We start from the raw sequence: 24,843 nt of genomic DNA on the forward strand, positions 1-24,843 counted from the left end.
TTAATCATTAAAGATTAATTTACATGATTGCTGCCCTTACCTAGACTCGCCCCACAAGACCACAGCATTGTCCGCAAGACGGGCGAGCAGGAGACAGGCAGCATGACGCAGTCCGCCGCAGCACCGACCCAGGCATCCTCCTTCGGGGCCGCCGCATTGAAGATCCGTGACGTCCAGGCCAGCGCGGTGTCGTTTCCCGTCGCGGCCGGCGACAGCGTGACGCTGGGCGTGGGTCGGGCGGTCAAGCGCGATGCCGTGATCGTGAAGGTCACGACGGAGTGCGGGCTGACGGGCTATGGCGAGTCGCACCACTGCCGCGCCCACACCACCGTGGCGCATTTCATCAACACCGCCCTGCGCGACGCCGTGCTGGGCCGCGACGCGGGCGACACCACCGGCATCTGGGACCTGGTCTATCGCCGCCAGCTGGTGGGCATGGGCCTGGGCACCGGCTGCGTGGTCGCCATGAGCGGCCTGGACATGGCGCTGTGGGACATCCGCGGCAAGGCGGCGGGCCAGCCGCTGTATCGCCTGCTGGGCGGCTCGGGCCGTGCCGTGCCCGCCTATGCCGGCGGCGTCGCATTGGGCTGGCAGCCGCCGGCCGAACTGGTTGAAGAGGCCGGCAAGCACGTGGCCGCGGGCTATCGCGCGGTGAAGCTGCGCCTGGGCGACACCTGGCGGCGCGACATCACGCGCGCCGAGGCCGTGCGCGAGACGCTGGGCGAGGACGTCACGATCCTGGCCGACGCCAACGGCGCCTACACGCTGGAGGATGCGCGCCAGGTCATTCCCGCGCTGGACCGCCTGCGGGTGGGTTGGCTGGAGGAACCGTTTCCCGCCCATGACTACCGCCACTACGAACTGGCCCGGGCCTTCGGCAACGTGCCCTTCGCCGCGGGCGAGAACCACTACACGCGCTTCGAGTTCACGCGCCTGGTGGAAGGCCGCGTGGCCGCCATCCTGCAACCCGACCTGTCCAAGACGGGCGGCATCACCGAGACCCTGCGCATCGCGGGCCTGGCGTCGTCGTACCGCCTGCCCATCCACCTGCATACCTCGATGACGGGCCTGAACATGGCCGCGTCCGTGCAGGTGCTGTCGGCGCTGGACAACGGCGGCTATTTCGAGGCCGACGTGTCGCGCCGCAACCGCTTCCGCGACGAGTTGGTGTCCGAGCCGTTCCGTGTGGACGCGCAAGGCATGGTGCGGCCGCTGGAAGCCCCCGGCATCGGCGTCGAGGTCGACGAGGCATTCATCAAGGCCCACCCCGCCATCGAGGGGCCGGCCTACGTGTGACGGCGTGGCGGACCCGGCGACAGAACCGGGCCGACGCGACCCCAGAAAGGCCTGGCAGGAAGGTCGGGTCATCCAATAAGACAAGGGAGACAGCATGAACAAGGTAGCGCGCGCAGCAGCGGTTCTGGCGATCGGAGTGCTTGGCCTGGCGGCCGGCGCCTCGGCGCAGGGCACGTATCCGGACAAGCCGATCCGGATCGTGGTGCCGTATCCGGCGGGGGGCTTCAACGACACGCTGGGCCGCGTGGTGGGCGCCAAGCTTGCCGAGGCCTGGGGCCAGCCGGCCATCGTCGACAACAAGCCGGGCGCCGGCACGCAGATCGGCACGTCGTTCGCTGCCAAGGCGCCGGCCGATGGCTACACCGTGCTGGTGGTGCAGTTCCCCTTCGCGGCCAACCCCTGGCTCTACAGGCAATTGCCCTATGACACGGCGAAGGACTTCGCGCCCGTGGTGCTGGCAGGCCGCTCGCCCATGCTGCTGGTGGTGAATGCCAAGTCGCGGTACCAGAGCACGGCCGACGTGCTGGCCGCGGCCAAGGCCAGGCCGGGCGCCATCAACTACGGCTCGTCGGGCAGCGGCTCGTCCAACCACCTGGCGATGGAGCTGTTCGAAAGCATGGCGGGCGTCGAGATGACGCAGGTGCCCTACAAGGGCAGCACGCCGCTGCTGACCGACCTGGCCGGCGGCCAGGTGGAAGTGGCGTTCGACGCCTTCCCCCACGCGCTGCCCTTCATCCAGTCGGGCAAGGTGCGGCCGCTGGCCATCGCCAGCGCCGATCGCTCGCCGCTGATGCCCGAACTGCCCACCCTCGGCCAGGCCGGCGTGCCGGGCTACGAGGTGTCGTCGTGGCACGGCTTCGTGGTGCCGGCAGGCACGCCCGCGCCCATCGTGGAGAAACTCAACACGCAGATCAACGCCATCCTGAAACAGCCCGAGGTGCGCAAGGTCTTTGCCGAGCAGGGCGTGGTGCCCGATGGCGGCACGGCCGCCGAGTTCGGCGCCTTCATCGGACAGCAGATGGACATGTGGAAGAAGGTCGTGAGCGAGTCGGGCATTCCGCCGCAGTAAGCCTCGCCGACAACACAGCAACAGGAATCGCAGCACATGAGCATCGAAGCCCTCAACCTGATCGGCGGCACCTGGCAGCCGGCGCGCTCGGGCAAGACCGCCACCAGCACCGACCCGTCGGACGGCAGCGTGCTGGGGCGCTTTCCCGACAGCGGGGACGCGGACGCGCGGGCGGCCATCGCCGCCGCGCGCGAGGCGTTCGAGCGGCCCGACTGGGCGCAGAACCCGCGCCTGCGCCAGCAGGTGCTGCTGCGCTGGGCCGACAGGCTGGAGGCGCGGACCGAGGCGCTGGCGGAACTGCTGACGCGCGAGAACGGCAAGGTGTTGGCGCAGTCGCGCGGCGAGATGGCGGGCGCGATCTCCGAGATCCGCTATTACGCCGGCCTGGCGCGCCACATTCCCGGCCACGCCATGGAAGTCGAGCCGGGTGTGTTCTCGACCCTGCTGAAGGAGCCGGCCGGCGTCGCGGGCCTCATCATCCCGTGGAACGCGCCGATCGTGCTGTTGATCCGCTCGCTGGCGCCGGCGTTGGCCGCGGGCTGCACGACGGTGGTGAAGCCCGCGCCGCAGACGGCGCTGGTCAGTTGGGACGTGCTGCGCGAACTCGATGCCGCCACGGGCCTGCCCAAGGGCGTGCTGAACCTGCTGAGCGAAACCGGCCACGCGGTCGCGCAGCGCCTGGTCGAATCGCCCGAGGTCGAGGTCATCAGCTTCACGGGGTCTAACGGCACGGGCCAGCGCATCATGGCCGCCGCCGCGCCCACCATGAAGAAGCTGTCGCTGGAGCTGGGCGGCAAGTCCAGCTGCCTGGTCTTCGAGGATGCCGATGTGGCCAAGGTGGCGCCGGCGCTGGCGGCCGCCGCCACCATCATTTCCGGGCAACAGTGCACCGCCGCGCGCCGCGTGCTGGTGCATGCCTCGCGCTACGACGAGATGAAGCAGGCGTTGGCGCAGGCGCTGGGGGCGCTGCGCGTGGGACCAGGCCTGGCCCAGGGCGTGCAGATCGGGCCGCTGATCGACGCCGCCGCGCGGGATCACGTGGAGGCGCGCATCGCCGCCACGCTGGATGCCGCCGACGAAGTGATCGTGCGCGGCGGCCGCCCGCAGGATGCGCCGAAGCAGGGTTGCTACCTGCTGCCCACGCTGGTGGCGCACCGCGACACCAGCGCCTTCTTCGTGCAGGAAGAGATCTTCGGTCCCCTGCTGGTGCTGGAGAAGTTCGAGGACGAGCGCGAGGCCGTGACGCGCGCCAACCACAGCGAGTTCGGCCTGTCCGCCAGCGTGTGGACGAACGACGGCGCGCGCGGCTGGCGCGTGGCGCGCGCGCTGCGCAACGGCACGGTCTGGCTGAACGACCACAACAAGCTCTTCGCCGAGGCGGAGACCGGCGGCTACCGCCGCAGCGGCATCGGCCGCCTGCACGGGTTCGACGCCCTGATCGACTTCGTCGAGATCAAGCACATCTACCAGAACGCCGGCGTGGTCTGAGCCGGCAGGCAGCACAAGCATGAGTCATTCCTCTTCGTCTTCGGACGCGTCAGACAACCGGCCTCACCTGGGACGGCCGATGGCGCGGCTGGAGAATCGGGCCATCCTGACCGGCCGCGGCCAGTATGGCGACGACGTGGCCGTGCCCGCGGGCACGCTGCACGCTGCCGTGGTGCGCGCCCCCCACGCGCATGCCCGCATCACGGGCATCGACGCCAGCGCGGCGCTGGCCGTGCCGGGCGTGCGGGCCGTGCTGCTGCCCGAGGACGTGGCCGCCTGGTCCAAGCCTTTCGTGGTGGGCGTGAAGCAGCCCATGGAGCAATGGGCGCTGGCGCAGGAAAAGGTGCGCTACGTGGGCGAGCCCGTGGTCGTGGTGATCGCCGAATCGCGCTACCAGGCGGAAGACGGCGCCGACCGCGTCACCGTCAGCTACGAGCAGTTGCCGCCTGCCGTGGACGTGGTGGAGGCCGCCGAGGACGACGCGCCGGTGCTGCACGAGAAGGTCGGCACCAACGTGGTCAGCGACCGCAGCTTCCGCTACGGCGACCCGGAGAAGGCGTTCGCCGAGGCGGACCACGTGATCGCGCTGGACGTGCGTTATCCGCGCAATTCCTGCACCCCGATCGAGGGCGCGGTGGTGGTGGCGCAGTACCTCTCGGCACAGGATGGCTACGAGGCCAGCTCCAATTTCATGGGGCCCTTCACGCTGCACACGGTGATGGCGCTGGCGCTGAAGATTTCCGGCAACCAGCTGCGCCACAAGACCTTCAAGGATTCGGGCGGCAGCTTCGGCGTGAAGCAGTCGGTGTTCCCCTATGTGGTGCTGATGTGCCTGGCCGCGCGCAAGGCGCAGGCGCCGGTGAAGTGGGTGGAAGACCGCCTGGAGCACCTGACGGCCGCGACGTCGGCCACGGGCCGCGCCAGCCGCATCGAGGCCGCCGTGCGCGCAGACGGCCGCATCACGGCGCTGTCCTACGACCAGCTGGACGACGTGGGCGGCTATCTGCGGGCGCCCGAGCCTGCCACCTTCTATCGCATGCATGGCTGCCTGACGGGCGCCTACGACATTCCCAACCTGCGCGTGCGCAACCGCGTGGTGCTGACCAACAAGACGCCTGCCGGACTGGTGCGCGGCTTCGGCGGACCACAGGTGTATTTCGCGCTGGAGCGCGTGATGCAGCGCATCTCGGTGGAACTGGGCATCGAGCCGCTGGCGCTGTACCGGCGCAACTTCATTCCCAGCGATGCCTTCCCTTATCAGGCGGCGGCCGGCGCCCTGATCGACTCGGGTGATTACACGGGGGCGCTGGATCGCGTGCGCGCCGAGGGCGGGCTGGACGACCTGCTGGCGCGCCGCGACGCCGCGCGCGCCGAAGGCCGGCTGTATGGCATCGGCTATGCCGCCATCGTCGAGCCCTCGGTGTCCAACATGGGCTACATCACCACGGCCATGCCCGCCGAGGCGCGCGCCAAGGCGGGCCCGAAGAACGGCGCCATCGCCGCCGCCACCGTGGGCATCGATCCGCTGGGCGGCCTGAACGTCGTGGTGGCCTCGTCGCCCGCGGGGCAGGGGCATCGCACGGTTTGCGCCCAGGTGGTGGCCGACGTGTTCGGCGTGCAGCCCGAGCAGGTGGCGGTGAATGTGGAATTCGACACGGCCAAGGATGCCTGGTCGGTCGCGGCCGGCAACTATTCCAGCCGTTTCGCGGGCGCCGTGGCGGGCACGCTGCACCTGGCCTGCCTGAAGCTGCGCGACAAGCTGTCGCGCATCGCGGCCCACCAGTTCGGCGTGGCGCCCGAGGACGTGCGCTTTGCCAACGGCAAGATCTTTCCCGAGCAGGCGCCCGAGCGCGGCGTGGCCTTCACCCGCCTGGCCGCCTCGCCGCACTGGGCGCCCGGCCTGTTGCCGGAAGGCATGGACCCGGGCCTGCGCGAGACGGCGTTCTGGACGCCGCCGCAACTGACCGCGCCCGATGAGCAGGACCGGGTCAATACCTCGGCTGCCTATGGCTTCGCGTTCGACGTGTGCGCGGTGGAGATCGATCGCGATACCGGCCGCGTGCGCATCGACCGCTACATCACGACCCACGACGCGGGCCGCATCCTGAACCCGGCGCTGGTGGATGGCCAGATCCGCGGCGCGTTCGCCCAGGGCCTGGGCGCGGCGCTGATGGAAGAGTTCCGTTACGGCGCGGACGGCAGCTTCCAGTCGGGCACCTATGCCGACTACCTGCTGCCCACCACCTGCGAAGTGCCCGAGCCGGTGATCCTGCACCAGGAGACGCCATCGCCTTTCACGCCGCTGGGCGCCAAGGGGGTGGGCGAGGGCAACAACATGAGCACGCCGCCCTGTATCGCCAACGCCGTGGCCGATGCGCTGGGCGTGCGCGATATCACCTTGCCGCTGACGGCCACGCGGGTGATGGACCTGCTGGGCATGGAAGACCCGCCCTCCAGCAAACCGCAGGAGGAGGCCAGCGCCGAACCGGCGGGCAAGGGCGGCAAGGCGCTGGCTGCGCGCGGCGAAGTGCTGTTGCCGGCCTCGCCCGAGGCGGTGTTCGCGGTCCTGCTGGACCCCAAGGCACTGGCCAATGTCATCCCGGGCTGCAACGCCTTGCAGGCCGTGGGCGAGAACCGCTATCGCGCCGACGTCACGGTGGGCGTGGGCATGATCAAGGCGCGCTACGCGGCGGAGGTCTCGCTGTCCGAGCTCGACCCCCCCAACAGCCTGCGTCTGTCCGGCTCGGGCCTGTCGTCGGTGGGGTCGGCCAAGGGCAGCGGCAAGGTCACGCTGACCGCCGCCGAAGGCGGCACGCTGCTGGGCTATGACTACCAGGCCGAGGTGTCGGGCAAGGTGGCCGCGGTGGGCGGACGCATGCTGGAAGGCGCGGCCAAGATCGTGCTGCGCCAGCTGTTCGAGCAACTGGGCCGGCAGGCGGGAGGCGGCTCGGCCGCGTCTGCGTCCGGCCCATGGTGGCGGCGCCTGCTGCGCCGCCTGGGAGTGGGGCGATGAAGCCGCAGGCCGTCGACTACATACGCGCCGACACGGCGAAGGAAGCCATCGACCTGCTGGCCAAGCTGGGCCAGGACGCACGCATCCTGGCGGGCGGCCAGTCGCTGATGGCGGTGCTGAACATGCGCCTGGCGCAGCCCACGGCGCTCATCGACATCTCGCGTTGCCAGGAACTGGACTACGCGCGCATCGCCGATGGCCACCTGTGCGTGGGCGCGGCAGCCACCCAGGCCAGCGTCGAATGGCGGCCGGAACTGGCGCGCGAAGTGCCGCTGCTGGCGCAGATATTTCCCCATATCTCGCACTTCCAGATCCGCAATCGCGGCACGGTCTGCGGCTCCGTTGCGCATGCCGACCCGAGCGCGGAGCTGCCGCTGGCCCTGGTGGCGCTGGGCGGCCAAGTGGTGCTGCGCGGCCCGAAGAAGCGCCGCGTGCTGGCGGCCGACGATTTCTTCCAGGGCATGTTGATGACGGCGCGTGCGCCCGATGAACTGGTCGAAGAGGTGCGTTTCCCGCTGGGCAGGGAAGGAGAGCGCGTGGCCTTCACCGAATTCGCCACGCGCCACGGTGACTTCGCTGTGGCCTCGGTGGCCGCCGTGCGGCGCGGCGACGCGCTGCGGCTGGCGGTGGGCGGCGTCGCGGACCGGCCACGCGCGGCCACGCTGCCGCTGCAGGCCGGCGCCGAACAGGACACGGCCCTGAACGATTTCGCCTGGTCGCTGGGCGCCCAGGATGACCACCACGCCAGCGCGCGCTTTCGCCGCCACCTGGTGCGCCGGCTGGGCGCGCAGATGATCGCGCGGGTCACGGACGCGCGCGCCGCCGAGGAGACGACATGAAGACCTATGCCCAGGACGGCAGCCACGTCATCCGGCTCACGCTCAATGGCCAGCCGCGCAGCGGCGCGTGCGAGTCACGCACGCTGCTCTCGGATTTCCTGCGCGACACGCTGGGCGCCACCGGCACGCACGTCGGCTGCGAGCACGGCGTGTGCGGCGCCTGCACGGTGCAGATCGACGGCGTGGCAGGCCGCGCCTGTCTGACGCTGGCCGTGCAGGTGGACGAGCGCAGCGTCGACACGGTCGAGGGACTGTGCGGCCTGGAGGACGATTTCTCGGACCTGCAGGAAGCCTTTCATCGCAACCACGCCCTGCAGTGCGGCTTCTGCACGGCCGGCATCCTGATGTCCTGCGCGGATTACCTGCGCCGGCGCCCGGACCCGACCGAACAGGAGGTGCGCGACATGCTGTCGGGCCATCTTTGCCGGTGCACCGGCTACACCAACATCGTCCGCGCCGTCCTGGAGACGGCAGCGGCGCGCCGGGCGGCCACCGCCCCGGCGACCACGGGGGAGTGAGACACATGCTGGACCTTGGACGGACCTTCCTGCAAAGCGTGGAGCGCAGCCCGCAAGCGCTTGCCATCGTCGACGGCGACCTGCGCCGGACCTATGCGCAATGGCGCGACGAAATCGCCGGGCTGGTCGCGGGCCTGCAGGGCATGGGCCTGGCGCGTGGCGACCACGTGCTGGCGGTGCTGCAGAACCGCTATGAAATGGCCACGCTGCATTGGGCCTGCCAGTTCGCCGGCCTGATCATGACGCCGCTGAACTGGCGCGCCAAGCCCGAGGAGGTGGACTACTGCGCGGCCGATGCGCAGGTTCGCGTGGTGTTCTTCGAGGCGGTCAACGAAGAGGCCGTGCGTGCCAGCAAGGCCGTGCAGACCGTGCCTTGCGTGGCCGTGGGCGCGCTGGCCGGCGCGCCCATCGGCGGCGCACCCACCTTCGCGCAATTGCTGGCCACGCCTGCCGGCGCCCTGCAGCCGCAGGCCAGCGCCGATGACTATTCCTTGATGCTCTACACCTCGGGCACCACCGGCAAGCCCAAGGGCGTGCCGCGCCGCCATCGCCACGAGCGCGCCGCCGCGCTGGGCCACGTGGCGCAGAATCTCTACCGCCGCGGCGAGCGCACGCTGGGCGTGATGCCGCTGTATCACACGATGGGCGTGCGCTCGCTGCTGGCGATGGCGCTGGTCGACGGCCTCTTCGTGTGCATGCCGAAGTTCGACGCGGCGCAGACCCTGGCCATCATCGAGGCAGAGGGCATCACCTGCCTGTATCTCGTGCCGACGCTGTATCACGACATGCTGTCCTGCCAGGAACGCCAGGGCGGCGACCTGTCCTCGGTGACCAAGCTGGGATTCGCCGGCGCGCCGATGCACGACGCGCTGCTGCAACGCCTGAACACCGCGGTCGGGCCCGAGCTCTTCGTCAATCACTACGGCTCGTCCGAGGTCTATACCTTCTCCATCGACCAGGACGCCATGAGGAAGCCCGGCAGCGCCGGCCGTGCGGGCATCAACACGCGCCTGCGCGTCATCAGGCTCGATGCGCAGACGCCCGACGAGGTGGCGGCGGTCAACGAGGAAGGCCAGATCGTGGCCGACCTGTCGGGAGACGAGGCCTTCGAACACTACTGGAACCGGGCCGATGCCGACGCCAAGTCCTTGCGCCAGGGCTGGTATTGCACGGGCGACACGGGCTACTTCGACGAAGACGGGGATCTCTTCGTGACGGGCCGGGTGGACGACATGATCATCAGCGGCGGCGAGAACATCTCGCCGGTGGACATCGAGTCGGTGGTGTCGCTGCATCCGGGCGTGGACGAGGTGGCGGTGGCCGGCCTGCGCGACGAACGCTGGGGCCAGCGCGTGGTGGCCTTCGTCAAGCGCAAGGATGCCGAGGCCGACGCCGCGGCGGAAGCCGCCGCGCTGGACGCGCACTGCCGCCAGTCGGACCTGCCGAACTTCAAGCGTCCGCGTGAATATGTGTTTGTGACCGAGATTCCCAAATCGCCCGTGGGCAAGGTCTTGCGCAGGAAGCTGGTGGCGGGTGAATACGAAGCCGAGGGCGGGCAGGGCGCCGCGCCCGCCGCGCCGGCGAAATCCTAGGGCGCGCGGGCGCCATCGACCAAATCTGCGTGCGAGCACGGCTCGCGCGCGCAGCGGGAGCACAGAGCAATGAGGAACGAACAGGCACTGCCGGTCCACACCGACTTCCGGCGCTGGCTGGCCCATCTGCAGGACACGGGCAGGCTGGCGGTGGCGCGCGAGGGCGTGGCGTTGACCCATGAGCTGGCGGCCATCGCCAAGCACATGGACGGCCGGAAGGCCGTCTACTTCCCCAAGCCCGAGGGCGCCACGGTGCCGGTGGTGTCCGGTTTCATGTCCCGGCGCGGCTGGATCGCCGAGGCCATGGGCGTGCCGCAATCCGGCTTGCTGGATGCCTTCCGCCGCGCGGCCGAGGCGCCGATGGCCTGGCGCGAGGTCCAGGATCCGCCTTGCCAGCAGGTGGTGCATCGCGAGCCGGACGTGCGCGGCATCCTGCCCGTGCCCACGCACAGCGAACATGACAACGGTCCCTACATCACGGCGGGCCTGGTGATCGCGCGCAATCCGGTGACGGGCGTGCAGAACGTGTCGATCAACCGCATCCAGGTACATGCCCGCGACCGCATGGCCATCCTGCTGCTGCCGCGCCACCTGTGGGCTTTCTACAAGGAAGCCGAGGCGCGCAACGAGGCGCTGGCCGTGGCGGTGGTGATCGGCGTGGACCCGATGACGATGCTGGCCTCGCAGGCCATCACGCCCATCGACCATGACGAACTGGAGATCGCCGGCGCCCTGCACGGCGCGCCGCTGCCCGTGACCAAGTGCCTGACCAACGAGGTGCGGGTGCCCGCCCATGCCGAGATCGTCATCGAAGGCCGCCTGCTGCCGCGCGTGCGCGAGGAAGAGGGCCCCTTCGGCGAGTTTCCGAAGTACTACAGCGCCCGCGAGGCGCGCGAGGTCATCCAGGTCGACGCCATCACGCATCGCCGCGACCCGATCTATCACACCATCATCCCGGCCGAGATGGAGCACCTGCTGCTGGGCTCGATCCCGCGCGAGGCGACGCTGCTGGCCATCCTGCAGCGCAGCCACCAGGACGTGCGCGACGTGCACCTGTCGATCGGCGGGGTGGGCCGCTATCACCTGTACGTGAAGATGCACAAGCGCCACGAGGGCCAGCCCAAGAACGTCATCCTGGCGGCTTTCGGCGCGCACTACGACATCAAGCAGGTGATCGTGGTGGACGAGGACGTGGACGTGCACGATCCGCAGCAGGTCGAGTGGGCGGTGGCCACGCGCTTCCAGGCCGATCGCGACCTGGTGGTGATCGCGGGCGCGCAGGGCTCGGCGCTGGACCCGTCGACCACGCTCACGCGTCCGGCCAGGGACGGCGTGCAACCGCCGCACGAACAGGGCATCAGCGCCAAGATGGGCCTGGATGCCACGCGTCCGGTGGCGTACCACGAGCATGTCTTCACCAAGGTCCGCGTGCCGGGCGAAGACACCGTGGACCCGGCGCGTGACCTGGACAGCGGCGCACGCGCCGACTTCCACCTGTCCTGAGCATCGCCATGCAGCCGCCCGTTACCTCGACTCCCGCCGCGCCGCCGCGCCGCCTGATCGTCGCCATCACCGGCGCCAGCGGCGCGGTCTATGGCGTGCGCCTGCTGCAGGTGCTGCGCCAGCTGCCTGGCTGGGAAACGCACCTGGTGATGTCTGCCTCGGGCGGCCTGACCGCCTCGCAGGAGCTGTCCCTGACACGCGGCGAGATCGAATCCTTCGCCGATGTGGTGCACAACGCCAAGGACATCGGCGCCGCGATCTCCAGCGGTTCGTTCCGCACGGAAGGCATGGTGATCGCGCCGTGCTCGATGAAGACGCTGGCGGGCGTGGCGCTGGGCATGGCCGACAACCTGGTGACGCGCGCCGCCGACGTGGCGCTGAAGGAGCGCCGCCGCGTGGTGCTGCTGGCGCGCGAGACGCCGCTGAACCTGGCTCACCTGCGCAACATGACCACGGCCACCGAAATGGGCGCCATCGTCTTTCCGCCCGTGCCGGCCTTCTATGCGATGCCGGCCTCGCTGGACGACATGATCGACCACACCGTGGGCCGCGTGCTGGATCTCTTCGATGTGCCGCACCAGGGGCTGGTGCGGCGCTGGGAGGGATTGCGCAAGCCTGGCGAGACGTCGGCAGCCCAAGACACCTGACCCGACAACCCGACGACCCTTTCCAACCTGATTCCGATTTCTCCGCCGCGCGCGACGGACCCCTGACCTGGAGCACACCATGACCGCACTGACCCATTCCGCCCAGCGTCTGCTGGACAAGCTCGACGGCTTCCGCGTCGAGATCGACGCCGGCCGCAAGCGCGCCGACATCGTGCTGGCGCGCCCGCCCTTCAACATCATCTCGATGTTCCAGCGCGACCAGCTGCGCCTGGTGTTCGAAGCCCTGGACGAGCACGACGACGTGCGCGTCATCGTGCTGCGCGCCGAAGGCGAGCACTTTTCCAGCGGCGGCGATATCAAGGGTTTCCTGGAAGCCACGCCCGAGCACGTGTCCAGGCTGGCCTGGAACATCGCCGCGCCCGCGCGCTGCAGCAAGCCCGTCGTGGTGGCCAACCGCGGCTATTGCTTCGGCGTGGGCTTCGAGATTTCGCTGGCCTGCGACTTCCGCCTGGTCACCGAGACCACACAATACGCGCTGCCCGAGCAGAAGCTGGGCCAGATCCCCGGTTCGGGCGGTTCCGCGCGCCTGCAGAAGATGGTGGGCATCACCCGCACCAAGGACGTCGTGATGCGCTCGCGCCGCATTCCCGGCCAACAGGCCTATGACTGGGGCCTGGCCACCGAGATCGTGCCCGATGCCGAGCTGGAGGCCGCCACCGACCGCCTGGTGGAAGAGCTGGTCGTGTTCTCGCCCCTCGCGCAGCGCACGGCCAAGAAGCTGCTGAACGACACCGAGGACGCCTCGCTGTCGGCCTCCATCGAGCTGGAAGGCCATTGCTACAGCCGCCTGCGCCAGTCGCACGATTTCAAGGAAGGCGTCGAAGCCTTCCACGGCAAGCGCAAGCCGACCTTCACGGGCAACTGAGCGGCCATCGATGGCAGGAGGGAAGGCCGCGTGCGCCCGCGCGGCCTTCCGACACCACCGGGCACCAATAAGAAGATCGAGGAGTAGACACCATGGCCAGCAGCAGTTCGCAAGCCAACCCAGCCACCCCCGCGCCTGACGAGGCGCCGCAGATCAGCCCCCGCCAGCGGCGCAACGCGATTGCCGCGTCGGTGCTGGGCTGGTCACTGGACCTGTTCGACCTGTTCATCCTGCTGTACGTGGCCCCGGTGGTCAGCGTGCTGTTCTTCCCGTCTTCGCAGCCCACGCTGTCGCTGGCCGCGGTGTACGCGTCCTCGGCCGTGGCGCTCATCATCCGTCCGTTGGGGTCGGCCGTGTTCGGCCACTATGCCGACCTGTATGGCCGCAAGGGCGCCATGACGGTGGCGCTGGTGGGCACGGGCGTGTCCACGGCCGCCTTCGGCCTGCTGCCGACGATCCACCAGGCCGGCATCATCGCCCCCGTCCTGTTCCTGATCCTGCGCCTGGTGCAGGGCATGTTCATTGGCGGCGTGGTCGCGGCCACGCACACCATCGGCACCGAATCGGTCGCCCCGCGCTGGCGCGGCACCATGTCGGGCTTCGTGGGGGGCGGCGCGGCGCTGGGCGCGCTGCTGGCGGCGCTGGTGTTCTGGATCGTGTCGTCCATTTTCCCCGGGGATGCGTTCGCCGTGTGGGGCTGGCGCTGCATGTTCTTCTCGGGCCTGCTGAGCGCGGTGCTGGGGCTCTTCATCTTCGGCAACCTGGAAGAGTCGCCGTATTTCAAGCAGGCGCAGGCCGCCCGCGCGCAGAAGCGCGCGAACGCGCCGCGCGTGTCCCCCGTGAAGACGCTATTCGGCGGCGAGTACCGCAAGGTGCTGATGTTCAACCTGCTGATCACCTTCGGCGGCGGCGCGGCCTATTACCTGACCTCGGGCTACATGCCCTCGTTCCTGCGGCTGGTGAACGGCCTGCCCAACAGCGAGGCGTCGCGCATCCTGATCTGGGCCAGCGTCTGCGCCTTCTTCGCCTCGCTGTTCGTGGGTTTCATCAGCGACTTCATCGGCCGCAAGCTGGCCTTCCTGGCGCTGGGCGTGCCCGCGCTGATCCTGCTGCCGATCCTGTTCAACGGCATGGGCCAGGCCACCGATGCCGCCACCATCCTGCCTTATGCCTTGGGCATCGCCTTCCTCGGCAATGCGGCCTATGCGCCGATCCTGATCTTCCTGAACGAGCGCTTCCCCACGGCCTTGCGCGCCACGGGAACCGGCCTGTCGTGGAACATCGGCTTCGCCATCGGCGGCCTCACGCCCACCTTCGTCTCGCTGGCGGCCAACACCATGGCCGACGTGCCGCGCATCCTGGGCTACTTCTCGATCGGGGCCTTCGCGGTCTACATCCTGGGCGCGCTGGTCATCCGCGAAACGCGCGGCAATTTCCGCTAGGTCGGCGGCATGCAGGATTTCTACGATGTCGTGATCGTGGGCGGTGGCTCGGCCGGCTGCGTGCTGGCCAACCGCCTGAGCGCCGACCCGGCGCGCCGCGTGCTGCTGGTCGAGGCCGGCCAGGACATGCCGCCGGGCAAGGAGCCCGCGGCCATCCTGGACAGCTATCCCATGGGGCTCTTCCACGGCGATACCTACATCTGGCCCGGCCTGAAGGCGCGCATCACCACAGGGCCGGATGGCAAGCCGACCCAGCGCGCCTATGAGCAGGGCCGCATCCTGGGCGGTGGCTCCAGCATCAACGTGCAGGCCGCCAACCGGGGCCTGCCGCGCGACTACGACGAGTGGGCCGAACTGGGCGCGACGGGCTGGGACTGGGCCAGCGTGCTGCCGTACTTCCGCAAGCTCGAGCGCGACCTGGATTGCGGCGGTCCCCTGCATGGCAAGGACGGACCCTTGCCCATCCGCCGCATCCCCGCGCACGCGTTCCCGCCTTTCGGCAAGGCGGTGCGGCAGGCCTTCTCGGCCAGCGGCCTGCCGCTGCGCGAAGACCAGAACGGCGACTTCGAGGACGGCCTCTTCCCGCCCGCGTTCTCCAACGAGAACGACCGGCGCGTGTCCACCGCTCAGGCTTACCTGGATGCGGCCACGCGCGCGCGGCCCAACCTGGCGATCTGGGCCGACACGACCGTGCAGGGCCTGACGCTGCAAGGCCGCGAGATCACCGGCCTGACGTTGCGGCGTGGCGGCGCGTCGCAAGCGGTGCGTGCCGGGCGCGTGGTGCTGACCGCGGGCGCCCTGCAATCGCCGGCCCTGTTGCTGCGGGCCGGCATCGGCCCGGGCGATGCGTTGGCCAAGCTGGGCATCCGGGTGGTCCTGGACCTGCCGGGGGTGGGCCGCAACCTGCGCGACCATCCCGCGCTGACGCTGGCGCAGTTCCTGCCGCGCGCCTTGCGCCTGCCGATGTCCTACCGCCGCGCCAGTTTCCTGGCCATGCGCTATTCCTCGGGACTGCCCGGGGGGTGCGCCTCGGACATGTACGTGACCGCGTCCGCGCGCGCCGGCTGGCATGCGCTGGGCGCGCGGCTGGCGCTTTATTTCATGTGGTGCAACCGGCCGCGTTCGCAAGGCGCCGTCAGGCTGGTCTCGCCAGACGCCGACACGCATCCCGACGTGGACCTCGGCCTGCTGTCGGACGACAGCGACCTGGCGCGCATGATGCAGTGCGTGCGCCGCGTGGCCCAGCTGGCCGTGGCGCCCGCGCTCAACCCCAATCCGGACGATCTCTTCCCGGCTGCGTTCACGCCGCGGATCAAGCGGCTGAGCGCCTATTCGCCCGGCAACGCGCGCCTGAACCGGATCCTGGGCGCCATGCTGGACGTGCCCGCGCCGCTACGCCGCATGATCCTGCGCCACGGCATGACGGGCGGCGTGTCGCTGGCGGACATCCTGGCCGACGACACCCAGCTGGAAGCCTTCGTGCGCCGCAGCGTCTTCGGTGTCTGGCACGCCAGCGGCACCTGCCGGATGGGCGCGCTGGATGATCCGATGGCGGTGGTGGACGCCGGTGGCAAGGTCATCGGCATGCGCAATCTCCATGTCGCCGACGCCTCGGTCATGCCGCGGCTGCCGACGGCCAATACCAACATTCCGGTCATCATGATCGCGGAGAAAATCAGCGATGCGCTGCGTGCGGAACACTAAGGCCCTGGCGCCACGCGGGAGCGTGCCATGAGCGCCGCCAACCAGGCCCTGTCCATAGCGGACCTTGCCGTCATTGCCCGCCGCCGCCTGCCGCCCGGTGTCTATGGCTACGTCAGCGGCGGCAGCGAAGACCAGTCCTCGCTGCGGGCCAACCGCGACGCCTTCGATGGCTGGCGCTTCCAGACGCACCCCCTGGTCGACGTGTCCCGGCGAGAACTGGGCGTCACCCTGTTCGGCACGCGCTATGCCGCCCCGCTGGGCATCAGCCCCATGGGCGTCACCGCCATCTGCGGTTTCGATGGCGACGTGGCGATGGCGCGCGCCGCGCGCGAGGCGAACCTGCCCTTCGTGCTGAGCGCGGCCTCGACCACGCCGCTCGAACGCGTGGCCGAGGCGTATCCGGGCATGTGGTACCAGGCCTATGTGCCTGCGCGCACCGAGGTCATCGGTCCGCTGCTGGACCGCGTCGCGGGTGCGGGCATCGGCGTGCTGGTGGTGACGGCCGACGTGCCCATTGCCTCGGCGCGCGAGAACGAACTGCGCAACGGCTTCAGCCTGCCGCTGCGGCTGAGCACGAAACTGGTGTGGGGCGGTCTCACGCATCCGCGCTGGATGGCCGAGACCTTCGCGCGCACCTTGCTGCGCCAGGGCGTGCCGCATTTCGAGAACTTCACCGCCCAGCGCGGCGGCCCGATCATTGCCGCCGCGCGCGGCGACCACCGCGCCGGCCGCGCCGCGCTCAGCTGGAAGGAAATCGCCTGGATCCGCGAGCGCTGGGCCGGCAAGCTGGTGGTCAAGGGCGTGCTGCGCGCCGCCGACGCGCAACTGGCGCAGTCCATCGGCGTGGATGGCATCTTCATTTCCAACCATGGCGGCCGCCAGCTGGATGGCGCGGTGGCCTCGCTCGATGCCTTGCCCGCCATCGCCGCCGCGGCGCCCGGCCTCACGCTGCTGCTGGACGGCGGCGTGCGGCGCGGCACCGATATCATCAAGGCCGTCTCGCTGGGCGCGCACGCGGCCTTCGTGGGCCGCCCCGCCATGTATGGCCTGGCGGCAGGCGGGCAGGCGGGCGTGGCCCATGCGCTGGCCTTGCTGCGGCGCGAACTGGACGTGGACCTGGCGCTGCTGGGCTGCCCCGACGTGGCGCGCCTGGGCCCTGCCTATCTGTGCCGCGCGCATCGACCCGTGCCCATGCAGGCGCAGGGCACCGACATCCTCACGCAAGCAACCCGGGAAGCCTCATGAGCGACACCCTTACTCGCGATTCCACCCAAGCCGGCCCTCGCAACGGTGGCCGCATCCTCATCGACGCGCTGCGCGCCCATGGCGCCGACCGCGCCTTCTGCGTGCCGGGCGAGAGCTTCCTGGCCGCCATCGACGCCTTCCACGACGTGCGCGATGACCTGGAACTGATCGTCTGCCGCCAGGAAGGCGGGGCGGCGCACATGGCCGAGGCGCATGGCAAGCTGACCGGCAGGCCCGGCATCTGCTTCGTGACGCGCGGGCCGGGCGCCACCAACGCCAGCATCGGCATCCACACGGCGCGCCAGGATTCCACGCCGCTCATCGTCTTCGTGGGCCAGGTGGCGCGCGAGGCGCTGGGCCGCGAGGCCTGGCAGGAAATCGACTACCGCCACATGTTCGGCCACATCGCCAAGTGGGTCGACCAGATCGACACCGCCGCGCGGATTCCCGAGTACATCAACCGTGCCTTCCACATCGCCACGTCGGGCCGGCCAGGCCCGGTGGTGCTGGCCTTGCCCGAGGACATGCTGGAGGAGATGGCCGAGGTGGCGGACTGCCCGCCTTACCGCCGTGCCCAGGCCAGCCCCGGCCAGGCCGAGATGGCCGAGCTGGCCGAGCGCCTGGCCCTTGCGGAACGCCCGCTGGTGATCCTGGGCGGCGGCGGCTGGTCGCGCGCGGCCAGCGAGCAGGTGGGCGCGTTCGCCGCGCGCTTCGGCCTGCCGGTGGCCTGCGCCTTCCGCCGCCAGGACCTGCTGGACAACCATCACGACCATTACGTCGGCGAGGCCGGCCTGGGCATGGATCCGCGCATCGCGCGCCGCATCCAGGACGCCGACCTGATCCTGGCCATCGGCCCGCGCCTGGGCGAGACCACCACCCATGGCTATACGCTGCTGGACGTGCCGCGCCCGAGGCAGGCGCTGATCCACGTGCACGCCGACCCGGAGGAACTGGGCCGGGTGTATCACGCCGACCTGGGCATCAATGCGGGCATGGACGCCTTTGCGGCCGCCGCCGCTGCCCTGCCTGCGCCCCGGGAGGTGCCCGCCGCGCGCCGCGACTGGACGCGCCAGGCCCGCGCCGACTACCTGGACAACCTCCAGCCCGCGCCCATGCCCGGACCGGTGGACCTGGGCCAGATCATGGTCTTCCTGCGTGAGCGCCTGCCCGCGGACACCTTCATCAGCAACGGCGCGGGCAACTACACGCTGTGGGTGCAGCGCTTCTACCAGTATCGCGGCGTGCGCACGCAACTGGCCCCCACCAGCGGCACCATGGGCTACGGCCTGCCCGCCGCCATCGCCGCCAAGCTGGCCCACCCCGAGCGCCAGGCCGTGTGCTTCGCCGGCGACGGCTGCTTCCTGATGAACGGCCAGGAGCTGGCCACCGCCGTGCAGTACGGCCTGGACGTGCTGGTCATCGTGGTGAACAACGGCATGTACGGCAGCATCCGCATGCACCAGGAACGCCACTATCCGGGCCGCGTCTGCGGCACCGACCTGTCCAACCCGGATTTCGCCGACCTGGCCCGCGCCTATGGCGCGCATGGCGAAGTGGTCGAACGCACCGAGGATTTCGCCGCGGCATTCGCGCGTGCGCAGGCCTCGGGCAAGGCGGCGGTGATCGAGCTGCGCGTCAGCCAGGATGCCCTGTCGCCGCGCCTGACGATTTCCGCCTTGCGGGAGAAGGCCGGCCTGTAGCGGGCGCGAGCAGGCGGCAACCTTGCCTTACAGGCCGTGACAGGCGACAGAAAGCCCCCGGGGATACACTGGCGCCCTCATGGAAGCCTTCCTCCTTTCCTCCGTCGATTGGCTGCTTGCCACGCTGGCCCTGCCCAGCGTGGGGCTCTCGGCCATCTTCCTCGTCAGCTTCATTTCCGCCACGCTGCTGCCGCTGGGTTCCGAGCCGGCGGTCTTCGGCTACATCCAGCTCTCGCCGCACATGTTCTGGCCCGCCGTGCTGATCGCCACCCTGGGCAACACCCTGGGCGGCGCCACCAGCTACTGGATGGGCCTGGGCGCGCACAAGGCCTACGAGGCCTGGAAGGAAAAGCACGACGCCCACGAGGCCGAGAAGGCCAGGGTGGCGGCCAGGGAAGAGGGCGTCGCCACCGGCGTGGCCGACCCGACGGTTGAACAGGCCAATGCCGCGGCGCTGGCCGCCGCGCAACCGCCAGCCGCCCCCAAAGGCGCGCCCGGCGGCCGCTGGAACGAGCGTGCCCGCGCCTGGATGACCCGCATGGGCCCGCCTGCGCTGCTGCTGTCCTGGCTGCCCGTGGTGGGCGACCCGCTGTGCGCCGCGGCCGGCTGGCTGCGCCTGTCGTTCTGGCCCTGCGTCCTCTACATGGCCATCGGCAAGTTCGGCCGCTACCTCACCATGACGGCCTTCCTGCTCTGGGCCGTCAAGGAAATCTAGCAGCGTCCTGTCACAAACCCGCGCCGCCGCGCGCTTGCCGCTGTCATCCCCGCTGTATATCGTTGTCGGACTCCAGGCTACCGACAAGACTCCAACAATGGCCCTGCGTGCCCAGCACATCCCCGGCGTCGAGCGTCCGCCCCTGTGGCGCCGCCGCTGGTTCCTCGAGACCGTCACCAGCGTGCCGCCCGTGGTGGCGGCGGGTTTCACCGCCGTCAACCTGTGGGGCAACCCCTTGCGCATGCCGCTGGGCTACCTGGCGGCCGGCATGGTGGCGTGGCTGGCCTGCGCCGGGCTGCTGCGCGTGGCGCTGGCGCGGCGCCAGGACGCCAGGGAAGGCCCGGATGTGACGCACGAAGGGCTGTACGCCGCCACCGCCGCGCTGCATGCCGCGGTGCTTCACCAGGTGGGGCAGGCCCGCGGCGAGCTCCCCGACCTGCGTGCCACCTTCCACCGGATCGTGCCGCCGCTGGACCGGCCCACCCAGATCGAACAGATCATTCCCTATGTTGGCGCCACGGGCGGCCTGGGCCGGCGCTTCTCGTTGAACACGGGCATCACCGGCCAGGCAGTGCGCAAGCGCGAGCCCTACGTCATGTCCAGCGAGGCCGAGTCCGAGTCCGACCACCGGGCGGAACTGGTGTCGGATTGGGGCTACACCGAGGCCCAGGTGGCCCAGATCACGCCCGGCCGCTATTCCGCGGCCGCCGTGCCCGTGCTGGACAAAAGTGGACAGCACGTGCTGGGCGTGATTTACTTGGATTCAAGCGCCAAGGGCATTTTCGACCCGGCGGAGGCCACGGACCTCCTCCTTTCAGTCAGCGATGCCATCGGCGAATTCGTCACCCGCAGATACTAGGGTGACGGACAGACCTTGGGAATTGATATGGAAAAGCCAATCAAGCATGCCCCGGTCACGCCCCTCATCGAGCGCGTGGAGGTCGTCTCGCGCCCTGACGCCAAGATCATCGTCAAACGGCTGCGCCTGACCGAGGCCGGCCGCCAAGCCCTCACCACAGGCAGCGCCGGCATCGAAGCCGGCGCATCGCTGCAAGGTTGGCGATCCGGAAAGCTCCGTTCCCTGCAGGCGGCCTAGCCTTTCCTGCGGCGCTTTCCGCGCCGCGCGCGACCAAGACGACAGCCGCCCCTTCCGCCGGGCGGCTTTTTGTTTGTCGGGGTTTCCCCGGGCCGCCTCTCCGTCGATGCCGTAAAATGGCTCTTTAAGGGCTTATTACCTCAGCCATGAACGCCCCCCTCGCCACCCATCTCCTGACCGCCGCCCTCACGCCCACCGAGCAATCGCGTCTGCGTGAAATTCCCTACAACTACACCTCGTTCTCGGACCGCGAGATCGTCAACCGCCTGCTGGGCGAAGACGCCTGGCAGTTGCTGGATGACCTGCGCGGCGAGCGCCGCACGGGCCGCTCCGCGCGCATGCTCTACGAGGTGCTGGGCGACATCTGGGTGGTGCGCCGCAATCCCTACCTGCAGGACGACCTGCTGGACAATCCCAAGCGCCGCAAGCTGCTGATCGAGGCGCTGGAGCACCGCCTGCGCGAGATCGACCGCCGCCGCGCCACCGACGACCTGGATCGCGACGACAAGGTCGCCGCCCTGCTGGTGCGTGCCCGCGCGGCCATCGCGGCCTTCGAGGAAGGCTTCGAGGAAACGCAGCGCCTGCGCAAGCAGGTGGTCAAGGTGCTGGGCCGCAGCACGGCGCGCGACAACATCAAGTTCGACGGCCTGTCGCGCGTCTCGCACGTGACCGACGCCACCGACTGGCGCGTGGAATATCCCTTCGTGGTGCTCACGCCCGACCACGAGAACGAAATGGCGGCGTTGGTGCGCGGCTGCGTCGAGCTCGGCATGACCATCGTGCCGCGCGGCGGCGGCACCGGCTATACCGGCGGCGCCATCCCGCTGTCGTGGAAGTCGGTCGTCATCAACACCGAGAAGCTCGACAAGCTGGGCGAGGTCGAGTCCTGTACGCTGCCCGGCCTCGACAGCCCCGTCGCCACGGTGCTGTCGGGCGCGGGCGTGGTCACCAAGCGTGTCGCCGAAGCCGCCGAGCGCGCCGGCCACGTCTTCGCGGTGGACCCGACCTCGGCGGAAGCGTCCTGCGTGGGCGGCAACGTCGCCATGAACGCCGGCGGCAAGAAGGCCGTGCTGTGGGGCACCGCGCTGGACAACCTGGCCTCCTGGCGCATGGTCGACCCGGATGGCAACTGGCTGGACACGGTGCGCCTGGACCACAACATGGGCAAGATCCATGACGTGGACGTGGCGCGCTTCGAGCTGACCTGGTCCGACGGCGCCTACAAGCCCGGCGAGCGCGTGCTGCGCACCCGCATCCTGGAAATCGAAGGCCGCCGCTTCCGCAAGGAAGGCCTGGGCAAGGACGTCACCGACAAGTTCCTGGCCGGCCTGCCCGGCGTGCAGAAGGAAGGCTGCGACGGCCTCATCACCTCGGCGCGCTGGGTGCTGCACCGCATGCCGCGCCACACGCGCACGGTCTGCATGGAGTTCTTCGGGCAGGCGCGCCACGCCATCCCGTCCATCGTCGAGATCAAGGACTTCCTGGACGCCGAGGGCCGCAAGGGCGGCGCCATCCTGGCGGGCCTGGAGCACCTGGACGAACGCTACCTGCGCGCGGTGGGCTATGCCACCAAGAGCAAGCGCGGCGAGCTGCCCAAGATGGTCCTGATCGGCGACATCGTCGGCGATGACGACAACGCGGTGGCCGCGGCCGCCAGCGAAGTCGTGCGCCTGGCCAACACGCGCCACGGCGAAGGCTTCGTCGCGGTCAGCCCCGAAGCCCGCAAGAAGTTCTGGCTCGACCGTTCGCGCACCGCCGCCATCGCGCGCCACACCAACGCCTTCAAGATCAACGAGGACGTGGTGATTCCCCTGAAGCGCATGGGGGAATACACCGACGCCATCGAGCGCATCAACATCGAGCTGTCCACGCGCAACAAGCTGCGCCTGCTGGACGCGCTGGATACCTACCTGCAGGGTCCGCTGGCCGTTGCCAAGCCGCACCACGACGACGAACACGCCGAGTCGCGCGCCGAGCTGCTGGCCGAGCAGACGCAGCGCGCCCAGGCCCTGATCGCCGAGGCCCGCCAACGCTGGCAGTGGCTGCTCGACAATCTGGACCTGCCGCTGGCCGACGCGCTGCCGGCGCTGCCTGACGTGGGCCTGGCCGCCATCATCCCCGAGCTGGGCGCGCGCCATGCCGCGCAGCCTGGCGCACGGGTTTTCGACGTGGTGCAGGACCGCACGGTGCGCGTCTCGTGGAAGACCGAGGTGCGCGCGGGCCTGGAGCACATCTTCGGCGGCGCCGATTGCGCCCCGGTGCTGGCGGAAGCCCAGGCCATCCATGATCGCGTGCTCAAGAGCCGCGTCTTCGTCGCGCTGCACATGCACGCCGGCGACGGCAACGTGCACACCAACATCCCGGTCAACTCCGACGACTACGGCATGCTGCAGGAGGCCAACCAGACGGTCGTGCGCATCATGCAGATCGCGCGCGAGCTCGACGGCGTGATCTCGGGCGAGCACGGCATCGGCCTTACCAAGTATGAATTCCTGACCGAAGCCGAACTCGCGCCCTTCCAGCAGTACAAGCGCGAAGTCGACCCGCAAGGCCGCTTCAACGCGGGCAAGCTGTTGCCTGGCGCCGACCTGCGCCATGCCTGGACGCCCAGCTTCAACCTGCTGGGCCACGAATCGCTGATCATGCAGCAGAGCGACATCGGCTCGATCTCGCATGCCATCAAGGACTGCCTGCGCTGCGGCAAGTGCAAGCCCGTCTGCGCGACGCACGTGCCGCGCGCCAACCTGCTGTATTCGCCGCGCAACAAGATCCTGGCGACTTCGCTGCTGATCGAAGCCTTCCTGTACGAAGAGCAGACGCGCCGCGGCATCAGCCTGAAGCACTGGGAAGAGTTCGAGGACGTGGCCGACCACTGCACGGTCTGCCACAAGTGCTACAACCCCTGTCCGGTCGACATCGACTTCGGCGACGTGTCGATGCAGATGCGCGCGCTGTTGCGGCGCATGGGTCGCAAGTCCTTCAACGCGGGCACCACCGCGGCGATGTTCTTCCTGAACGCCAAGGACCCGGCCACCATCAACGCCACCCGCAAGGCGATGGTGGGCGTGGGCTACAAGGTCCAGCGCCTGGCGCACGACGTCATGGCCTCGGTGGCGCGCAAGCAGGTCGACGCGCCCCCCGCCACCGTGGGCCGCGCGCCCATGCGCGAGCAGGTCGTGCACTTCGTCAACAAGAAGATGCCGGGCGGCCTGCCCAAGAAGACGGCGCGCAAGCTGCTGGACATCGAGGATTCGGCCTATGTGCCCATCATCCGCGACCCCAAGCTGACCACGGCCGACACCGAGGCGGTGTTCTACTTCCCGGGTTGCGGCTCCGAGCGCCTGTTCTCGCAGGTGGGCCTGGCCACGCAGGCCATGCTGTGGCACGCGGGCGTGCAGACCGTGCTGCCGCCGGGCTACCTGTGCTGCGGCTATCCGCAGCGCGGCAACGGCATGACAGACAAGGCCGAGAAGATCATCACCGACAACCGGGTGCTCTTCCATCGCATGGCCAACACGCTGAACTACCTCGACATCAAGACGGTGGTGGTCAGCTGCGGCACCTGCTACGACCAGCTCGCGGGCTACGAATTCGAGAAGATCTTCCCGGGCTGCCGCCTGATCGACATCCACGAATACCTGCTGGAGAAGGGCATCAGGCTGGACGATGCCAAGGGCGTGCGCTACATGTACCACGACCCCTGCCACACGCCCATGAAGCTGCAGGATCCGATGAAGACGGTGAAGTCGCTGGTGGGCGAGGGCGCCATCAAGACCGACCGCTGCTGTGGCGAGTCGGGCACGCTGGCGGTCACGCGGCCGGACATCTCCACGCAGATCCGCTTCCGCAAGCAGGAAGAGATGCTGAAGAACACCGACACGCTGCGCCAGGATGGCTACGACGGCGAGGTGAAGGTGCTGACCTCCTGTCCGTCCTGCCTGCAGGGCCTGTCGCGCTACCAGGGCGACGTGGGCACCGAGGCCGACTACATCGTCGTCGAAATGGCGCGCCACATCCTGGGCGCCGACTGGATGGAGAAGTACGTCGACCGCGCGAATGCTGGCGGGATCGAGCGGGTGCTGGTGTAGGC

18 protein-coding genes are annotated in these 24,843 nt (G+C 69.6%); all 18 read left to right on the forward strand.

Features of this window, described 5'->3' with window-relative positions; all coding sequences use genetic code 11:
* Positions 1 to 102 precede the first annotated feature (102 nt).
* The 18 genes from ODI_RS02600 to ODI_RS02685 all read left to right on the forward strand — a co-directional run bounded on the left by ODI_RS02600 (position 103) and on the right by ODI_RS02685 (position 24,841).
* Entirely contained in the window at positions 103 to 1,296 is a 1,194-nt protein-coding gene (locus ODI_RS02600) for a mandelate racemase/muconate lactonizing enzyme family protein (RefSeq protein WP_231968173.1), read from the forward strand.
* A 94-nt stretch (positions 1,297 to 1,390) separates the two neighbouring features.
* Positions 1,391 to 2,365 carry a tripartite tricarboxylate transporter substrate binding protein gene (locus ODI_RS02605; RefSeq protein ID WP_067756447.1) on the forward strand — a complete coding sequence of 325 codons (975 nt, stop codon included), beginning with the start codon at positions 1,391 to 1,393 and terminating at the stop codon, positions 2,363 to 2,365.
* 36 nt (positions 2,366 to 2,401) lie between these two features.
* Positions 2,402 to 3,853 carry an aldehyde dehydrogenase family protein gene (locus tag ODI_RS02610; RefSeq protein ID WP_067756450.1) on the forward strand — a complete coding sequence of 484 codons (1,452 nt, stop codon included), beginning with the start codon at positions 2,402 to 2,404 and terminating at the stop codon, positions 3,851 to 3,853.
* A gap of 19 nt (positions 3,854 to 3,872) precedes the next feature.
* The gene (locus tag ODI_RS02615; protein WP_067756453.1) at positions 3,873 to 6,866 is read left to right on the forward strand and encodes a xanthine dehydrogenase family protein molybdopterin-binding subunit; all 2,994 of its coding nucleotides are present in this window, start codon (positions 3,873 to 3,875) and stop codon (positions 6,864 to 6,866) included.
* Entirely contained in the window at positions 6,863 to 7,705 is an 843-nt protein-coding gene (locus tag ODI_RS02620; protein WP_067756456.1) for an FAD binding domain-containing protein, read from the forward strand. The genes ODI_RS02615 and ODI_RS02620 overlap by 4 nt, the downstream gene beginning before the upstream one ends.
* Positions 7,702 to 8,223, forward strand: a complete 522-nt coding sequence (locus ODI_RS02625; RefSeq protein ID WP_067756459.1) for a (2Fe-2S)-binding protein — start codon at positions 7,702 to 7,704, stop codon at positions 8,221 to 8,223. Before ODI_RS02620 ends, ODI_RS02625 begins: the two co-directional genes overlap by 4 nt.
* Before the next feature lie 5 nt (positions 8,224 to 8,228).
* Positions 8,229 to 9,815 (forward strand): AMP-binding protein, encoded by a 1,587-nt coding sequence (locus ODI_RS02630; protein ID WP_067756461.1) that lies wholly within the window; start codon positions 8,229 to 8,231, stop codon positions 9,813 to 9,815.
* 69 nt (positions 9,816 to 9,884) lie between these two features.
* Positions 9,885 to 11,318, forward strand: coding sequence for a UbiD family decarboxylase (locus tag ODI_RS02635; protein ID WP_067756464.1), 1,434 nt, complete (start codon positions 9,885 to 9,887; stop codon positions 11,316 to 11,318).
* Between the two features lie 8 nt (positions 11,319 to 11,326).
* Positions 11,327 to 11,965, forward strand: a complete 639-nt coding sequence (locus tag ODI_RS02640) for a UbiX family flavin prenyltransferase (protein WP_067756467.1) — start codon at positions 11,327 to 11,329, stop codon at positions 11,963 to 11,965.
* 79 nt (positions 11,966 to 12,044) lie between these two features.
* Complete coding sequence (locus ODI_RS02645; RefSeq protein ID WP_067756470.1) at positions 12,045 to 12,851, forward strand: enoyl-CoA hydratase/isomerase family protein; 807 nt, start codon at positions 12,045 to 12,047, stop codon at positions 12,849 to 12,851.
* Positions 12,852 to 12,943: 92 nt separating this feature from the next.
* Complete coding sequence (locus ODI_RS02650; RefSeq protein ID WP_067756473.1) at positions 12,944 to 14,293, forward strand: MFS transporter; 1,350 nt, start codon at positions 12,944 to 12,946, stop codon at positions 14,291 to 14,293.
* Between the two features lie 9 nt (positions 14,294 to 14,302).
* Positions 14,303 to 15,997 (forward strand): GMC family oxidoreductase, encoded by a 1,695-nt coding sequence (locus tag ODI_RS02655; RefSeq protein ID WP_067756476.1) that lies wholly within the window; start codon positions 14,303 to 14,305, stop codon positions 15,995 to 15,997.
* A 27-nt stretch (positions 15,998 to 16,024) separates the two neighbouring features.
* Positions 16,025 to 17,242 (forward strand): alpha-hydroxy acid oxidase, encoded by a 1,218-nt coding sequence (locus tag ODI_RS02660; protein ID WP_067756479.1) that lies wholly within the window; start codon positions 16,025 to 16,027, stop codon positions 17,240 to 17,242.
* Positions 17,239 to 18,942 (forward strand): thiamine pyrophosphate-binding protein, encoded by a 1,704-nt coding sequence (locus tag ODI_RS02665; protein ID WP_067756482.1) that lies wholly within the window; start codon positions 17,239 to 17,241, stop codon positions 18,940 to 18,942. Before ODI_RS02660 ends, ODI_RS02665 begins: the two co-directional genes overlap by 4 nt.
* A gap of 79 nt (positions 18,943 to 19,021) precedes the next feature.
* On the forward strand, positions 19,022 to 19,657 hold the full coding sequence (locus ODI_RS02670) for a YqaA family protein (RefSeq protein ID WP_067756485.1): 636 nt from the start codon (positions 19,022 to 19,024) through the stop codon (positions 19,655 to 19,657).
* Positions 19,658 to 19,754: 97 nt separating this feature from the next.
* Positions 19,755 to 20,516, forward strand: coding sequence for a GAF domain-containing protein (locus ODI_RS02675; protein WP_231968174.1), 762 nt, complete (start codon positions 19,755 to 19,757; stop codon positions 20,514 to 20,516).
* A gap of 27 nt (positions 20,517 to 20,543) precedes the next feature.
* A complete protein-coding gene (locus ODI_RS02680) occupies positions 20,544 to 20,753 on the forward strand; it encodes a hypothetical protein (protein WP_067756488.1) in 210 nt (69 codons plus the stop codon).
* 146 nt (positions 20,754 to 20,899) lie between these two features.
* Positions 20,900 to 24,841 (forward strand): DUF3683 domain-containing protein, encoded by a 3,942-nt coding sequence (locus ODI_RS02685; protein WP_067756491.1) that lies wholly within the window; start codon positions 20,900 to 20,902, stop codon positions 24,839 to 24,841.
* The last annotated feature ends 2 nt before the right edge of the window (positions 24,842 to 24,843 follow it).

The sequence above is a fragment of the Orrella dioscoreae genome, from assembly GCF_900089455.2.
Taxonomy (GTDB): Bacteria; Pseudomonadota; Gammaproteobacteria; order Burkholderiales; family Burkholderiaceae_B; genus Orrella; species Orrella dioscoreae.

Bases quoted from the DNA above. Each gene is read 5' to 3' on its own strand.
- ODI_RS02630 (WP_067756461.1), top strand. From the start codon at position 8,229: ATGCTGGACCTTGGACGGACCTTCCTGCAAAGCGTGGAGCGCAGCCCG.
- ODI_RS02640 (WP_067756467.1), top strand. From the start codon at position 11,327: ATGCAGCCGCCCGTTACCTCGACTCCCGCCGCGCCGCCGCGCCGCCTG.
- ODI_RS02685 (WP_067756491.1), top strand. From the start codon at position 20,900: ATGAACGCCCCCCTCGCCACCCATCTCCTGACCGCCGCCCTCACGCCC.
- ODI_RS02600 (WP_231968173.1), top strand. From the start codon at position 103: ATGACGCAGTCCGCCGCAGCACCGACCCAGGCATCCTCCTTCGGGGCC.
- ODI_RS02665 (WP_067756482.1), top strand. From the start codon at position 17,239: ATGAGCGACACCCTTACTCGCGATTCCACCCAAGCCGGCCCTCGCAAC.
- ODI_RS02625 (WP_067756459.1), top strand. From the start codon at position 7,702: ATGAAGACCTATGCCCAGGACGGCAGCCACGTCATCCGGCTCACGCTC.
- ODI_RS02615 (WP_067756453.1), top strand. From the start codon at position 3,873: ATGAGTCATTCCTCTTCGTCTTCGGACGCGTCAGACAACCGGCCTCAC.
- ODI_RS02670 (WP_067756485.1), top strand. From the start codon at position 19,022: ATGGAAGCCTTCCTCCTTTCCTCCGTCGATTGGCTGCTTGCCACGCTG.
- ODI_RS02655 (WP_067756476.1), top strand. From the start codon at position 14,303: ATGCAGGATTTCTACGATGTCGTGATCGTGGGCGGTGGCTCGGCCGGC.
- ODI_RS02645 (WP_067756470.1), top strand. From the start codon at position 12,045: ATGACCGCACTGACCCATTCCGCCCAGCGTCTGCTGGACAAGCTCGAC.
- ODI_RS02675 (WP_231968174.1), top strand. From the start codon at position 19,755: ATGGCCCTGCGTGCCCAGCACATCCCCGGCGTCGAGCGTCCGCCCCTG.
- ODI_RS02610 (WP_067756450.1), top strand. From the start codon at position 2,402: ATGAGCATCGAAGCCCTCAACCTGATCGGCGGCACCTGGCAGCCGGCG.
- ODI_RS02620 (WP_067756456.1), top strand. From the start codon at position 6,863: ATGAAGCCGCAGGCCGTCGACTACATACGCGCCGACACGGCGAAGGAA.
- ODI_RS02680 (WP_067756488.1), top strand. From the start codon at position 20,544: ATGGAAAAGCCAATCAAGCATGCCCCGGTCACGCCCCTCATCGAGCGC.
- ODI_RS02635 (WP_067756464.1), top strand. From the start codon at position 9,885: ATGAGGAACGAACAGGCACTGCCGGTCCACACCGACTTCCGGCGCTGG.
- ODI_RS02650 (WP_067756473.1), top strand. From the start codon at position 12,944: ATGGCCAGCAGCAGTTCGCAAGCCAACCCAGCCACCCCCGCGCCTGAC.
- ODI_RS02660 (WP_067756479.1), top strand. From the start codon at position 16,025: ATGAGCGCCGCCAACCAGGCCCTGTCCATAGCGGACCTTGCCGTCATT.
- ODI_RS02605 (WP_067756447.1), top strand. From the start codon at position 1,391: ATGAACAAGGTAGCGCGCGCAGCAGCGGTTCTGGCGATCGGAGTGCTT.